The sequence below is a fragment of the Mesorhizobium sp. AR10 genome, assembly GCF_024746795.1.
Classification (GTDB): domain Bacteria; phylum Pseudomonadota; class Alphaproteobacteria; order Rhizobiales; family Rhizobiaceae; genus Mesorhizobium.
The window spans coordinates 947,166-959,889 of sequence record NZ_CP080524.1; the positions used below are offsets into that span (position 1 = coordinate 947,166).

Annotated in this window: 15 protein-coding genes; 6 read left to right on the plus strand and 9 right to left on the minus strand. The window is 62.4% G+C overall.

Going from position 1 to position 12,724, the window contains the following annotated elements:
• Positions 1 to 157 precede the first annotated feature (157 nt).
• A complete protein-coding gene (locus LHFGNBLO_RS07895; protein ID WP_258605667.1) occupies positions 158 to 889 on the minus strand; it encodes an anti-sigma factor domain-containing protein in 732 nt (243 codons plus the stop codon).
• Positions 886 to 1,425 carry a sigma-70 family RNA polymerase sigma factor gene (locus tag LHFGNBLO_RS07900; protein ID WP_258609651.1) on the minus strand — a complete coding sequence of 180 codons (540 nt, stop codon included), beginning with the start codon at positions 1,423 to 1,425 and terminating at the stop codon, positions 886 to 888. The genes LHFGNBLO_RS07895 and LHFGNBLO_RS07900 overlap by 4 nt, the downstream gene beginning before the upstream one ends.
• A gap of 176 nt (positions 1,426 to 1,601) precedes the next feature.
• Here LHFGNBLO_RS07900 and LHFGNBLO_RS07905 point away from each other — a divergent pair, with 176 nt between their 5' ends.
• From LHFGNBLO_RS07905 to argB, 3 genes are all read left to right on the plus strand, one after another.
• The gene (locus LHFGNBLO_RS07905; protein WP_258605668.1) at positions 1,602 to 3,095 is read left to right on the plus strand and encodes an amidase; all 1,494 of its coding nucleotides are present in this window, start codon (positions 1,602 to 1,604) and stop codon (positions 3,093 to 3,095) included.
• Positions 3,096 to 3,122: 27 nt separating this feature from the next.
• On the plus strand, positions 3,123 to 3,347 hold the full coding sequence (locus LHFGNBLO_RS07910; RefSeq protein ID WP_258605669.1) for an RNA polymerase sigma factor region1.1 domain-containing protein: 225 nt from the start codon (positions 3,123 to 3,125) through the stop codon (positions 3,345 to 3,347).
• 99 nt (positions 3,348 to 3,446) lie between these two features.
• Positions 3,447 to 4,340: an acetylglutamate kinase gene (argB, locus tag LHFGNBLO_RS07915; RefSeq protein ID WP_258605670.1), complete on the plus strand. Its 894-nt coding sequence runs from the start codon at positions 3,447 to 3,449 to the stop codon at positions 4,338 to 4,340.
• A gap of 21 nt (positions 4,341 to 4,361) precedes the next feature.
• Here argB and bchE read toward each other — a convergent pair whose 3' ends face one another.
• Both bchE and LHFGNBLO_RS07925 read right to left on the minus strand, forming a co-directional pair.
• Positions 4,362 to 5,909, minus strand: coding sequence for a magnesium-protoporphyrin IX monomethyl ester anaerobic oxidative cyclase (gene bchE / locus LHFGNBLO_RS07920; protein WP_258605671.1), 1,548 nt, complete (start codon positions 5,907 to 5,909; stop codon positions 4,362 to 4,364).
• 101 nt (positions 5,910 to 6,010) lie between these two features.
• On the minus strand, positions 6,011 to 6,487 hold the full coding sequence (locus LHFGNBLO_RS07925; RefSeq protein ID WP_258605672.1) for an Lrp/AsnC family transcriptional regulator: 477 nt from the start codon (positions 6,485 to 6,487) through the stop codon (positions 6,011 to 6,013).
• Positions 6,488 to 6,628: 141 nt separating this feature from the next.
• On the opposite strand from LHFGNBLO_RS07925, the gene phhA reads away from it, so the two are divergent.
• On the plus strand, positions 6,629 to 7,462 hold the full coding sequence (phhA, locus tag LHFGNBLO_RS07930; RefSeq protein ID WP_258605674.1) for a phenylalanine 4-monooxygenase: 834 nt from the start codon (positions 6,629 to 6,631) through the stop codon (positions 7,460 to 7,462).
• A gap of 4 nt (positions 7,463 to 7,466) precedes the next feature.
• Here phhA and LHFGNBLO_RS07935 read toward each other — a convergent pair whose 3' ends face one another.
• Entirely contained in the window at positions 7,467 to 7,949 is a 483-nt protein-coding gene (locus tag LHFGNBLO_RS07935) for a MarR family winged helix-turn-helix transcriptional regulator (protein ID WP_258605676.1), read from the minus strand.
• 95 nt (positions 7,950 to 8,044) lie between these two features.
• Here LHFGNBLO_RS07935 and LHFGNBLO_RS07940 point away from each other — a divergent pair, with 95 nt between their 5' ends.
• A complete protein-coding gene (locus LHFGNBLO_RS07940) occupies positions 8,045 to 8,209 on the plus strand; it encodes a hypothetical protein (RefSeq protein ID WP_258605677.1) in 165 nt (54 codons plus the stop codon).
• Positions 8,210 to 8,307: 98 nt separating this feature from the next.
• Here LHFGNBLO_RS07940 and LHFGNBLO_RS07945 read toward each other — a convergent pair whose 3' ends face one another.
• From LHFGNBLO_RS07945 to LHFGNBLO_RS07955, 3 genes are read right to left on the minus strand one after another with little or no spacing between them, the layout of a single operon-like run.
• Positions 8,308 to 9,747, minus strand: coding sequence for a GMC oxidoreductase (locus tag LHFGNBLO_RS07945; RefSeq protein WP_258605679.1), 1,440 nt, complete (start codon positions 9,745 to 9,747; stop codon positions 8,308 to 8,310).
• Complete coding sequence (locus LHFGNBLO_RS07950) at positions 9,744 to 10,076, minus strand: hypothetical protein (protein WP_258610054.1); 333 nt, start codon at positions 10,074 to 10,076, stop codon at positions 9,744 to 9,746. The genes LHFGNBLO_RS07945 and LHFGNBLO_RS07950 overlap by 4 nt, the downstream gene beginning before the upstream one ends.
• A gap of 7 nt (positions 10,077 to 10,083) precedes the next feature.
• Positions 10,084 to 10,845: a GGDEF domain-containing protein gene (locus tag LHFGNBLO_RS07955; protein WP_258605680.1), complete on the minus strand. Its 762-nt coding sequence runs from the start codon at positions 10,843 to 10,845 to the stop codon at positions 10,084 to 10,086.
• Positions 10,846 to 11,019: 174 nt separating this feature from the next.
• Between LHFGNBLO_RS07955 and LHFGNBLO_RS07960 the strand changes: the two genes are divergently transcribed.
• On the plus strand, positions 11,020 to 11,727 hold the full coding sequence (locus LHFGNBLO_RS07960; protein ID WP_258605682.1) for a pyrimidine 5'-nucleotidase: 708 nt from the start codon (positions 11,020 to 11,022) through the stop codon (positions 11,725 to 11,727).
• A gap of 24 nt (positions 11,728 to 11,751) precedes the next feature.
• Here LHFGNBLO_RS07960 and LHFGNBLO_RS07965 read toward each other — a convergent pair whose 3' ends face one another.
• Positions 11,752 to 12,603 (minus strand): LOG family protein, encoded by an 852-nt coding sequence (locus tag LHFGNBLO_RS07965; RefSeq protein ID WP_258605684.1) that lies wholly within the window; start codon positions 12,601 to 12,603, stop codon positions 11,752 to 11,754.
• Between the last annotated feature and the right edge of the window lie 121 nt (positions 12,604 to 12,724).

Genomic DNA, 12,724 nt, shown 5'->3' on the forward strand with positions numbered 1-12,724 from the left:
AGTTTCACGATGTCAGGGAGAAATTTTATTTTTGCTCGCCAACGCACGGCACTTTTCTTACATTTCTCTTTGCTGGCTCACACGCTTTCGCATGCAATCCGATAAGAGAGTGGTCTTGCGATATTCTTTATGCGGGATACTGACGCCGAGAGCCCTATCAAATGCTCTTCAGATCGCCCGCCGCAACCACCGGTCCGGTCGGCTGGCCGGTCGGCGAACCGCCTGATGGCTCGACGCTGACGGCAAGCACGGCGCCTTGAGCAAGTTTTTCCTGCACGGCCGGCGTGATGGTCAGATGCGTGGACGCGCCGGCGGGGATGACGCCCATCGAAACCGGGGGATTCTTGCCCTCGATCATCCACAGTTCGAAGTCCTTGCCGGCAGCGCGCTCGCCAGAGACATGCGACAGGCCGACATCGTGTTTGGCGGCGTCATAGACGACCAGATATTTGACATCGCTGCCGTCGGCAGCCAGCGAGGCGACGAGCCGTGTCTGCGGCTGTTCGACAGGCGGGTTGATGTAGGGCACGGCAATGTAGATCGCCAGCGCCGCGACAGCCGCAGTGGCAAGACCGCGCCAGAAGGCCAGGCTGGACCACAGGCCGGCGCTGGGTTGCGCGGTGGCGGTGGAGGTTGTTGCGGTGGAGGCGAACAGCCGGCGATCGACCGCGACCTTGACCGTCGCCGGAGGCTGTACTTCCGGATAGGCGACGCCCAGCGGCGAAAAGTGCACCTCCCAGCCATCGACAAGGCGGGCGAATCCGGTTTCCGCGTCGATACGGCCGGAGACGATCTGGCGTTCGTCCGCTGCCAGCACGCCAAGAACGTATTCGGCGGCGAGCAGGTCGTCGCCTCCACGTTCCGGTCCGTTTTCCTGTGCCAGCGTCATCTCTCCAGACATTCTCTAAGTTTCAACAGGCTGCGCCGCAGCCAGGTCCGCATCGTGTTCAACGGCACGCTATGGCGCTCCGCCAACTCGGCATAACTTTCGCCATTGAGATAGGCGCCCCGGACGGCCGCCGCCCGGTCCTGTTCCAATTCATCGAGACACCGATAGACGCGTTCGGATTCACCGCCCGCTACAACCATCGCCTCAGGTCCAGGCGCCGGATCGGCCACGTCAAGCGCGGCATCGATATCGGCAGCAGGCTTGCGCCGCGCCCTGATGCGATCGATCGCGTGATTGCGGGCGATTGCTACCAGCCAGGAGATCGGACTGAGATCCGAGACAGCGAAACGGTCCGCCTTCGTCCATATCTTCACGAAGACCTCTTGTAGCGCCTCTTCCGCATCTCCCCGGTCCCTCAATACACGAAGGCAGACGCCGAAAAGTTTCGCGCTGGTCTGCCGGTAGAGCAGGTCGAACGCAGCCCGGTCCTTCATTGAAGTCCGGACAATCAGCGTGGTGATGTCCTGCGGCGTCATGCAGAACAAATTAGGCGATTGCCATGTATTTGCAACGGCGGAAAGGTCGCTGTCCACGCAAACGTCGTTAGACAACTGCCTTGCCAGGACGCGACCATCGATTGCCAAAGAAATCGCCTGTCGCTAGCCTTTCGGAAAGCTGGGAAGCACCTTTGCGAAAGGTGGGGGAAGCCAAAATGTCGGTTGAACGGGTTCTGTGGGAGCAAGATGCAACCGGGCTGGCCGCTCTTGTGCAAAAGGGAGATATCTCGCCGCTGGAGCTTGTCGACGCGGCGATCGGGCGAGCCGATGCAACCCGCGCCGACATCAACGCCATCGTCGAACCGCTCTACGACGCGGCGCGGACGCGCGCCAAAACCGTCGACCGCAAGCTGCCGCTTGCCGGCGTGCCGTTTGCGCTGAAGGATCTCGGCATCGCCATGAAGGGCGTTCCGGTACACACCGGCAGCCGCATCCCGGCCTTCACGGCCGATTTCAACTCGGTGATGACCGAGCGCTATCTCGCTGCCGGCCTCATTCCGATCGCCACCAGCACTTCGCCCGAACACGGGCTGCGGCTGATGACCGAATCGGCCGCCTTCGGCATCACCCGCAATCCGTGGAACACGGCGCACACCAGCGGCGGCTCATCGGGTGGTGCGGCGGCGCTGGTCGCTGCCGGAGTGGTGCCCACCGCGCATGCCGCGGATGGTGGCGGCTCGATCAGGGTGCCTGCGGCCTGCACGGGGCTGGTCGGCCTGAAGACGTCACGCGGCCGCGTGCCGCAGACGCCGCTGGTCAGCGAAAGCTGGTACGGCATGGTGGTCGATCATGCCGTCTCCCGCTCGGTCCGCGATTGCGCCTTGCTGCTCGACCTGACCCACGGCCCCGATCTGCTGGCGCCCTACGCCGCGCCAACGCCGAAAGGCCGTTTCACTACTGCGGCAGGACGCGATCCAGGCAAGCTCAAGCTTGCCATCTACCGAAAATCGCCGCTTGGCATGCCGATATCGGCCGAGACGCTGCAGGCGCTGGACACAGCGGTGGCATTGGCGCGCGAAGGCGACCACACGGTCCAGGAAATCGACCTGCCCTATATCGATCGCGATTTCATGGCCGATTTCGCCAGGACCGTCGCCTCGGCGGTGGCCGGCACGATGCGCACCGAGGCCTTGCGTGTCGGCCGCTCCGTTTTGGGCGACCTCGAGCGCGCCACGCGCATCATCGCGCGCTTCGGCGAGATCGCCTCGGCCGGCGAGATCTATGCCGGCCTGCAGCGGCTCAATGCCACCTCGCGCCGACTGATCACTGACACCGCGCAATACGACGCCGTGCTGATGCCTGTCATCGCGCACCCGCCGCTCGCCTGTGGCGCCATGGACCCGAGAGGCACCGACGAACTCATCGAGAACGTGCTCGACAAATTGCGTCTCACGCGCCTGCTGAAGCTCAAGCCGCTGTTCGGGCAGCTGATGGACAAGAGCCTGTGGTTCACCCACTGGCCGGCGATCCAGAATGTCAGCGGCCAGCCATCGATCGCACTGCCTGTCCATGTCACCGATGCCGGCCTGCCGCTCGGCATCCAGGCCGCTGGCCGGCCCGGCGACGAAGAGACCCTTTTGTCGCTTGCCGCGCAGATGGAAAAGATCTCGGGGTGGCAGGCGCGCCGCGCACCGCTGAGGGTGCCTTAACACGGGGCAAGGCCAAGGCCTTGAAAGTTGGTCATCCTGCACAATCTTTGCGGAATGACCGAGCATCCCGGCTTGCCAGAAAACGTCCGAAACGCAATCCTCGCCCTGATCGATCAGCATCAGGAGCGCGGGTCCATCACAGTCGACGAACTCAATGCAGCGTTTCCGAATGCATATTATGCGAGCTCGCGGGATATCGAGGATGCCTTGCAATTGATTACCGAAGCCGGTCTGCAGATCGAATGGGAGTAATCGATCGGATCGGACATGACGTTCGCCGAACCATTTGCCCCTTGCCCCAATTCCCGCTAAGACGCCGCCGTCCTTTCCAGTAAGCCGGGAACCATGCCGATGACGGAGATCGCCGCCACCGCCGAAATGCAGGCTGCGCTGCTTTCGCGAGCGCTGCCCTATATGCAGCGCTACGAGAACAAGACGGTCGTGGTGAAATATGGCGGCCACGCCATGGGCGATATCGAACTCGGCAAGGCCTTCGCCCGCGACATCGCGCTGTTGAAGCAGTCCGGCGTCAATCCGATCGTCGTCCATGGCGGCGGCCCGCAGATCGGCGCCATGCTGGCCAAGATGGGCATCGAATCGAAGTTCGAGGGCGGCTTGCGCGTCACCGACCAGAAGACCGTCGAGATCGTCGAGATGGTGCTGGCCGGTTCGATCAACAAGGAGATCGTGGCGCTGATCAATGCCGAGGGCGAGTGGGCGATCGGCCTGTGCGGTAAGGACGGCAACATGGTTTTCGCCGAAAAGGCGCGCAAGACCATGATCGATCCGGACTCCAACATCGAGCGGGTGCTCGATCTCGGCTTCGTCGGCGAGCCGGTCGAGGTCGACCGCACCTTGCTCGATCTGCTGGCGCGGTCCGAAATGATCCCGGTGCTGGCGCCGGTGGCGCCCGGCCGCGACGGCCACACTTACAACATCAATGCCGACACCTTTGCCGGCGCCATTGCCGGCGCCTGCCAGGCGACGCGGCTGTTGTTCCTGACCGACGTGCCCGGCGTGCTCGACAAGAACAAAAAGCTGATCGATGAACTGACCGTGGCCGAGGCCAAGGCGTTGATCAAGGACGGCACCGTGTCCGGCGGCATGATCCCCAAGGTCGAGACCTGCATCGAGGCGATCGAGCGCGGCGTCGAAGGCGTCGTCATCCTCAACGGCAAGACGCCGCATGCGGTGCTGCTGGAACTGTTCACCGAACACGGCGCCGGCACGCTGATCGTGCCCTGAGCAGCGGCAGCCGATAGCGCCTCAGGCGCCCGGCGAAATCATGATCTCGGGCGCGGCCGGCTTGCGGGCTGGACGCGCAAATCTCATCGATTCCTCTTCCTCGTCCTGCGGCGCGCCCCAGAATTCGGCCAGCGTCGGACCGCCCTGGACCCGACGGTCGCGGACCAGAAAGCCCCAGACTTCGCGGAACCAGACGCGGCGGCCCATCTGCGTGTACCAGCGCATCAAATGGCGCTGTTCGGGGTCCTTGTGGAACAGGATGCGCGCCAGGGCTTTTGGCCGCGACTGCACCGCCACTTCTATCAGCTTGACGCTGAAGAACAGCATCCAGGGGTTCAGCCGCGTCATCTGCAGCACCTGGTGCTTGTAGTCCCACAGGCGGGCGTCCTTCTGGATCACCTTGCGGTCCCGGGCGATGCGGAAGAACGGGGTCCAGCGATGCGGGGTGACGTAGAGTGCCTGGATCTGGTCCGGGTCGTAGGCGATGAGTTGGCGGAAGCCGCGCCAGAGATCGCGCAGGCCTTCGTCCTCGAAGCCCGCCACCCAGGTCGCCATCGAAAGGATGCCGTGCTTGCGCAGCAGCCGGATCCCCTCGCGGTCGGATGAGGTGCTGCCGCCCTTGCGGATCAATTGAAGCGTCTGCTCGTCGGTGTTTTCCATGCCGAGCAGCCAGCGGATGATTCCGGCTTTGCGGTAGAGATGCAGGATGTCGGCGTCGCGAACGATGTCGTCCGCGCGGGTGGAACCGACGATCATTACCGGCACATTCTCGGCGATCATCGCATCGAGAAAGGCGCGCCATGCCTTCTTCGAAACCGTCGGATTCTCGTCGGCGAGGTTGATGAGTTCGACGCCGTGCTCGCGGTGCAGCCAGGCGATCTCCTGTGCGAACTTTTTTGGATCGCGATGCCGCCAGCGCGTCCAGAAACCACGCTGGCCGCAATAGTTGCACAGATGCGGGCAGCCTCGCGAAAACTGCATGACCACGGCGCGCTTGCCGCCCCAATAGCTGTATCGGCGATGGTCTATCAATTCCCAGCCGACGCGATAGTCATCGAGGGTTGCGATCGTCCGCGCCGGTTGGGTGGCGAAGGGGCGGCGCAGATCGTTGCGAAAGGCGATACCCGCCACATCGGACAACGGCTGACGCCTTTCCAGCGCCTCGATCAGCGCGACGATGGTCGCCTCACCCTCGCCGCGCACGACGAAGTCGAAGACATCCGTTGCGGAGAGAATGTCGCGCCAGTGATAGGTCGGGAAGACACCGCCATAGATCACCATCGTCTCAGGGCCGAGGGTTTTGATCATCCGCGCGATCTCCAGGGCTGTCGGATGCGCCGAGGTCGAACCGGAATGGCCGATCAGGATGCAATCAGGCTGATTGCTCAAGGCGTCGCGGACGAGCGAAGCGAGCGGCATCGGCCCGAATTCGGCGTCGACCAGCCGCACGTCATGGCCCGCATCGATCAGCGGGCCGCCGAGCGCCAGCAAGCCGAGAGGCGGCAGATGGTCGTCCGGCACGCGGCTGCCGATGGCGGTGTGCGGCGGATTGACCAGGACGATTTTCATGACGGACCTTTCGCAATGCGGTCCGCATGTCGTAGTCGGCAATTCAAACTTGGAATTGGGCCCTGTCCAGCAGTTTGCGTGCAGCTTTTCCGCAGAAATGCCTAGCGCCGGAGATGCGCTAGCGGCACATGGCCCGGCCCCTTGATGTTCTGCAGCACGAGCTGGGTGTGGACATCACGCACGCCCTCGAGCCGCATCAGCCGGTGCATGACAAAGGCGTTGAGCTCGTCGACCGACGGCACCATGACATGCAACAGGAAATCATGGTCGCCGGTCATCGTCCAGCATGAGGACACTTCGTCCATGCGCTGCACGGCGGCGATGAAGGTTTCAGGCGAACCATCGCTGTGGCTGGTGAGCCGCACCTCGATGAACACCTCGACCATCAGCCCGACAGCGCGGCGACTGAGCACGGCAGCAAAGCCCTTGATAATGCCGGTGTCCTGAAGCGCCTCGAAGCGCCGCGCGCACGGCGTCGTCGAGAGGCCGATCTCCTGCGCCAGTTCGGACACCGGCTTGCGCCCGTCGCGCTGCAGGATGTCGAGCATCCTGATCTCGAAATCATCAAACTGAGGCATTTTCACTCCCAGATAGCTTTTCCAAAGTGTTGTTTACCTCAAATCCTGCCTTCGAGCCACCATCAAAGCTGATTTGCCTCGCTGTCTCAGGTTACCCTTGGGAGAGAAATTCACCGGTGATGATTTGCGAGGAGAACAGCCATGACGATGAGCGTTGCCGACTATGCCCGCGACTGCGCGGCACAAGGTCTTCGCGGCGACTATTCAGTCTGCCGTGCCGATTTCACCGTGGCGCAGGGCTACGACTACAGCGCCGCAGAACAGGCCGTGTGGCGCACGCTGTGCGACCGTCAGACGAAGCTGACGCAGAAGCTGGCTCACCATTCTTATCTCGACGGCGTTGCAGCGCTTGGCCTGCTCGACAAGATTCCGGATTTCGGTGCAGTCAGCGAAAAGCTGCGCAAGCTTACCGGCTGGGAAATTGTCGCCGTGCCTGGCCTCATTCCCGCCGCACCGTTCTTCGACCATCTCGCCAATCGCCGATTCCCGGTCACCAACTGGCTGCGGACCAGGGAAGAGCTCGACTATATCGTCGAGCCGGACATGTTCCACGACTTCTTCGGCCACGTGCCGATCCTGACGCAGCCGGTGTTTGCCGATTTCATGCAGATGTACGGCCAGAAGGCCGAGGACGTGATTGCTTTGGGTGGCGACGAGATGATCACCCGCCTCTACTGGTACACGGCCGAGTATGGGCTGATGCAGGAACCCGGCCAGCCACTCAAGGCTTTCGGCGCCGGGTTGATGTCGTCCTTCACCGAATTGCAGTTCGCGGTTGCGAGCCCGGATGCCCATCACGTCCCCTTCGACCTGGAAACGGTGATGCGCACCAGCTACGAGATCGACAAGTTCCAGCGTGCCTATTTCGTGCTGCCGTCCTTCGACGTGCTGCGCGACGCGTTCCAGACCGCCGACATGGCTGGCATCGTCGGACGCCACAAGGGCAAGCCGGCGCTCGACCCGGCGGCCATCTGACCGCTCAGCCGGCCTCGGCCTTCAGACGGGCAAGCTGCTCGCGCCGCAGGTCGAGTGCCGCGGTGGTGAAGCGCAATATCGCGGCCAGCTCGGCATCGCTGAAGCCGGCCATCATTTTTTGCCCCTCCTGCGCGATGGCACCGTAGTAGCGCGCCGACAGGTCCCGCGTCAGATCGGTTGCCTCTATGACCACCTTGCGCCTGTCCTCGAGACTGCGCGTGCGGGTCAGCAGGCCGCGTGCCTCCAGCCGGTCGATCAGCGCGGTGACGGCGGCCGGCGTCAGCCCCGTCACTACCGCGACGGCGCCAGCCGATTGCGGGCCGCCATAGAGCAGCCCGAGGCAATGGCGTTCCGCAGTGTTCAGCCCGAGTTTCGTACCCACCGCCTCGTCATAGGCCTGCGTCGCGTCCTGCCATTGCATGATGGCGAGGCCGATGGCCGTCGTCATCTCGGCACGATTCAGGCTTGACGGATTTATTTCGATCATCTAACTATCAATCTGTCTAACATTACGACGATTGCAGCAATATGCGACTGTGGCCCGCACAAGGCAAGGACCAGTCGCCGACAAGGAGTGAAAAAATGAGCTTGATACAGCGCAACCCCCTCACGCATGAGGAGGAATTCAAATACGCCAAGCTGGCAATGGAATGGTATGGCTGGGGCTCGCCCATCGGCCTCGGCATCCTGCTGGTGGCGCTGGCCGCCGCCGCCGTGCTGGTGCGCATCGCCGTCTACGGCCTGTAAGTCAAAACAATCTTCCCAAAGGCGCGCCAAGGCGGCGCCGGCTCCTGTCACAGGCGCCGGCGCCGCCTGCTTTTGGACTTAAGACGGCGATGACTGCGTCACACAGTGATGATCTTGCTGAGATGCTCGCCCAGCCGGCAGGCCAATGCGGTGATCGTCGTCGTCGGATTGCATTCACCCGAGGTGCAGAACACCGAGGAGCCGCCGATATAGAGATTGTCCATGCCGTGCACCTTCGAGTTGCTGTCGACCACGCTTTTGGTCACGTCGGTGCCCATGCGCGTGCCACCCATGTGATGATGGCCGGCCAGTTCCTCATTGGTCGGATAGTCTCCACCATTGGTAAGCCAGTCGGCGATGCGCACTCGCCCGAGATCCTTCTGGATTAGCGTCGTACCGAACAGCTTCAGTCCCTCCAGGAGGGTGCGGTGTTCCAACTCCGATTTTTTCCAATGCAGTTCGATGCGCGGCACGCCGGCATGGTCGACCTCGGTTTTCGACAGTTCGATCTGGTTCGAGGCCTGCGGTGCCTGCTCCCAGGCGACATAGAGCTGGGCAGCGCAGCGCAGGTTCTGGCTGAGTTGATAGGCCACCCATTCAGCCGCGTCGGGGGCTGTGCAAGCGAGGTCGGCGATCAGGCTTTTGATGCCGGCATAAGGCGTTTCGATCAGCCTGATGCCAAAATTCATGATCTGCAGCCGCTCCATCGCGGCAAGCGACGGCGAGAAGAAGGCCTCGTTGGTGGCATCGACTTCGAACTCACTGTAGTCGGCGAGGATGGCGTTGCCGCCCTCGAAGGTCGGATGCTCCATCCAGTAGCGGCCGAGAGCCGTGGCGTTCGGCACCACGCCGCCGTTCGAGCGCTGGTTCGACCACAGAAGCAAGCGCGAGTTTTCCAGCCCGCCGGTGCAGACGATGAAATAGTCGGCGGTGAAGGAGCCGGCATCCTGTCCGTTCGACCATAGTTTGGCGCCGGTCACTCGTCTGCCGTCACCGGCAAGCTCGGTGGCATAGGTGTTGAGCACCACGGCGATGTGGCGGCTCTTGTCGAGCTCGTCGGCGAATTTTTCGCCGAAACGCACCGCCGGGCTCTTGATCAGCTGCACCCAGCGAATGTCGTCCGAGATCACCACATCCGGGCGGAAATCGGACAGTTCGAGGATGTCGTGGACTTCCGGCAGAAAGGGTTCGATGTCGGCACGGCTGATCGGCCAGCCGGTATCCGGCGCCCAGGCCTTGGGCTCGAAATCCTGGCTGTCCAGCACCCGGCACCAGCCGGCCCAGTGATTGGAGCTGCCACCCATGAAGCGCAGCCGGGTGATGTCGAGATCGAAATAGGGATCGCCGACCGTGGTGCCGCGGTAGAAATCCTGTGACTCATCGCTGAACTCGCGGGAGCCCGCCTCCAGCACCACAACCGGAATGCCGGCAGCGCCAAGCTTCCTGGCGATTGTGATGCCGGCAGGCCCAGAGCCAAGGATGCAGACCTTGGCGGTAAAGTTCGCCGCGCCAAACGCCGCGTAGCTGTCGAAGATCATGCCAGGTCGCTCCTCTTGAGGATCCAACCATTGACCTCGACGATCTCATCTGGATCGGCATGGGAGGGATCGGCATCAGGCAAACTGCGAAACAGCGACAGGGCCGGCAATGCGATCAGCGCCTGCACGATCGCGCGGCGCGATATTTTCTTGAAGAAACTCATGACACGTCTCTCGATTTGGCTTCGATCCAACGCATGGCGTTCCCTGAACGGCACACGTGCCCAGGAGAAGCCAGACTCGTGCCAAGCCTTAGCCTGAAACCTGCTTTCAACCGGGTAAACGGCATGGCTGAGCGAAAACAAGGTTAGGAATTTCTTACCGGCCACGGGCGCTTCAGGCGGCTTCGGAAATGTCCCGATCGAGGATCGACAGATTGCGGCCCCGATGCTTGGCCTCGTAGAGCCGCCGGTCGGCGGCGCGCATCAGTTCCGACACATTGGCGTCTTCGCCGCAGGTGATGCCGCCGATGCTGACGGTCAACGGAACCGTTCGCTCGTCGACGGGACGGAAACGGATCAGTTCGACTTCGCGGCGGATGCGCTCGGCGACACGTTTGGCTTCCTGTTCGGTGGCGCCGACCAGAAACGCGCCGAATTCCTCGCCGCCGATGCGACCGAGCACGTCACCGCCGCGCACGCCGCGCTGGATCGCGCTGGCGATCAGCAGCAGCGCGTCATCGCCGGTCAGATGACCGTAGCTGTCGTTGATGGCCTTGAAATGATCGGCATCGACGATCAGCAGCGCGCCGCGATCGGATTTGCGCCGGGAGCCGTCGAGCGCTGCAAAGAAGCTCTCGCGGTTGAGCATGCCGGTCATGTCGTCGCGGCTCGCCTTTTCCGACAGGCGCCGGTGCGCGGCAGCAAGCTGGGCGTGGGCGCGGGCAAGTTCGCGATGCGCGCTTTTCAGCCTGTCGCTCTGCCAGACGGTGCTGGCGGTGGCGATCCAGGCGAGGGCCAGCGGACAGACCGTCGATGTCAGCCAGATGGTGCGGTTGATCGGGAAGCCCATTGCCGGAACGATGATCAGCGTCAACAGAAGCGAGACTGCGACGGAGGCGAAAGCGATGGCGGCGGACTTTAGAAATATGCGATTCATCGCTGGCTCCCACTGAACCGTCTCTGTGCCAGCAAGCCCTGAAGGTCCCCTTTCGGCGATGCCTAAAATTTGAATCGTGGCGCCATTTTTGCGACTTTTGTCGCGCATAAGTTGTGGATAACCCGCTGCCAGAAAACGGTTCGAACCCTAATTGTTTCGTGCCATAAGGAACGCATGACCACGCTGCCCGATCCCGCCCGCTTCGCCCATGTCACCGACTGGGTGTTCGATCTCGACAACACGCTTTATCCGCACCATTCGAACCTGTTTTCGCAGATCGACGTCAAGATGACCGCCTATATCGGGGAGCTGCTGACGCTGCCGCGCGACGATGCGCGCAAGCTGCAGAAGGAACTCTACCTGGAGTATGGCACGACGCTGAACGGGCTGATGACGCGCCATGGCATCGACCCCGACGACTTTCTCGAGAAGGTCCATGACATCGATTATTCATGGCTGGTGCCCGATCCTGTGCTCGGCACCGCGATCCGCCAGCTTCCCGGCCGCAAGTTCATCTTTACCAATGGCGACCGTAGGCATGCCGAACGCACCGCGCGCCAGCTCGGCATACTCGACCATTTCGACGACATCTTCGATATCGTCGCCGCCGGGATGAACCCCAAGCCGGCGCGCCAGACCTACGAAAAGTTTGCCGAACTCCACGCCGTCACTGGCCACAATGCGGTGATGTTCGAGGATCTCGCTCGCAACCTGTCGGTGCCGAAATCACTCGGCATGACCACGGTGCTCGTCGTGCCGCGCAACTTCGAGCCGACTTTTTCGGAAATCTGGGAGCGCGACCCGGGCGATAAGGACGACGTGGATTTCGTCACCGACGACCTCGCAGGCTTCCTAACGACAATCGTCGAAGTTGTGGCCTGAGGCGATCCGCAGACAGCCGACATCTCAGCCCGGCTCTCCCAACTTGTAGAAGCGGCTGATGATCCCCCAGGCCTCGTCGGCGGTGTCGACGAAATCGATGATGTCCTGGTCGCCGGGCGTGATCGTGCCTTGCTCGGCAAGGAAATCCAGGTCGATTGCCCGTTTCCAGAAGGCCTTGCCGAACAGGATCACCGGCACACGCTCCATGCGGCCGGTCTGGATCAAGGTCAGCGTCTCGAAAAATTCGTCCATCGTGCCGAAGCCGCCCGGGAACACCGCAACGGCCTTGGCGCGCATGACGAAATGCATCTTGCGGATGGCGAAATAGTGGAAATTGAAACAGAGTTCCGGCGTCACATAGGCGTTCGGCGCCTGCTCGTGCGGCAGCACGATGTTGAGGCCGATCGACGGTGCGCCGACATCGTCGGCACCGCGATTGCCGGCCTCCATGACGCCGGGCCCGCCACCGGTGATCACGACGAATTCGCGATAATAGGAGGCGGCCGATTGCTGCGAGCAAAGACGGGCGAACTTGCGCGCCTCTTCGTAGTATTTGCTGTTCTCCTCGAGGTTCTTCTTCTGCGTCTCGTTCTTGGCCGCCCAAGCTTCGCCGCCGGGCTCGGGGATGCGCGCGCCGCCGAACAGGATCACCGTCGAGCGGATGCCGCGTTCGGCCAGGATCATCTCCGGCTTCAGGAGTTCGAGCTGCAGCCGCACCGCGCGCAACTCGCGCCGTGTCATGAAATCCGGGTCGTTCCAGGCCAGCCGATAGGTTTCAGCGCGCGTCTGCGGCGTGTCCGGCACGCTTTTCGAGCGCTCCAGATCCTCGTCCGAATGCGGCAGCGGCGTCCACCCCGCCTTTTCCATAGGAGTCATATGCTTTACCCGTCCCAATAATTCACTTGCGCCGTCCCATGGCGCACGCGCGATTGACCCCCAATTCGCCTTAACATAGGGTCCGCGCGACTTTCAAAACAGGTTAAGGCGCTGCCCCTTA

Excerpts from the sequence above, each read along its gene's own strand:
- LHFGNBLO_RS07895 (WP_258605667.1), bottom strand. The coding sequence starts at position 889 with ATGACGCTGGCACAGGAAAACGGACCGGAACGTGGAGGCGACGACCTG.
- LHFGNBLO_RS07900 (WP_258609651.1), bottom strand. The coding sequence starts at position 1,425 with ATGACGCCGCAGGACATCACCACGCTGATTGTCCGGACTTCAATGAAG.
- LHFGNBLO_RS07905 (WP_258605668.1), top strand. The coding sequence starts at position 1,602 with ATGTCGGTTGAACGGGTTCTGTGGGAGCAAGATGCAACCGGGCTGGCC.
- argB (WP_258605670.1), top strand. The coding sequence starts at position 3,447 with ATGACGGAGATCGCCGCCACCGCCGAAATGCAGGCTGCGCTGCTTTCG.
- bchE (WP_258605671.1), bottom strand. The coding sequence starts at position 5,909 with ATGAAAATCGTCCTGGTCAATCCGCCGCACACCGCCATCGGCAGCCGC.
- LHFGNBLO_RS07925 (WP_258605672.1), bottom strand. The coding sequence starts at position 6,487 with ATGCCTCAGTTTGATGATTTCGAGATCAGGATGCTCGACATCCTGCAG.
- phhA (WP_258605674.1), top strand. The coding sequence starts at position 6,629 with ATGACGATGAGCGTTGCCGACTATGCCCGCGACTGCGCGGCACAAGGT.
- LHFGNBLO_RS07935 (WP_258605676.1), bottom strand. The coding sequence starts at position 7,949 with ATGATCGAAATAAATCCGTCAAGCCTGAATCGTGCCGAGATGACGACG.
- LHFGNBLO_RS07940 (WP_258605677.1), top strand. The coding sequence starts at position 8,045 with ATGAGCTTGATACAGCGCAACCCCCTCACGCATGAGGAGGAATTCAAA.
- LHFGNBLO_RS07945 (WP_258605679.1), bottom strand. The coding sequence starts at position 9,747 with ATGATCTTCGACAGCTACGCGGCGTTTGGCGCGGCGAACTTTACCGCC.
- LHFGNBLO_RS07955 (WP_258605680.1), bottom strand. The coding sequence starts at position 10,845 with ATGAATCGCATATTTCTAAAGTCCGCCGCCATCGCTTTCGCCTCCGTC.
- LHFGNBLO_RS07960 (WP_258605682.1), top strand. The coding sequence starts at position 11,020 with ATGACCACGCTGCCCGATCCCGCCCGCTTCGCCCATGTCACCGACTGG.
- LHFGNBLO_RS07965 (WP_258605684.1), bottom strand. The coding sequence starts at position 12,603 with ATGACTCCTATGGAAAAGGCGGGGTGGACGCCGCTGCCGCATTCGGAC.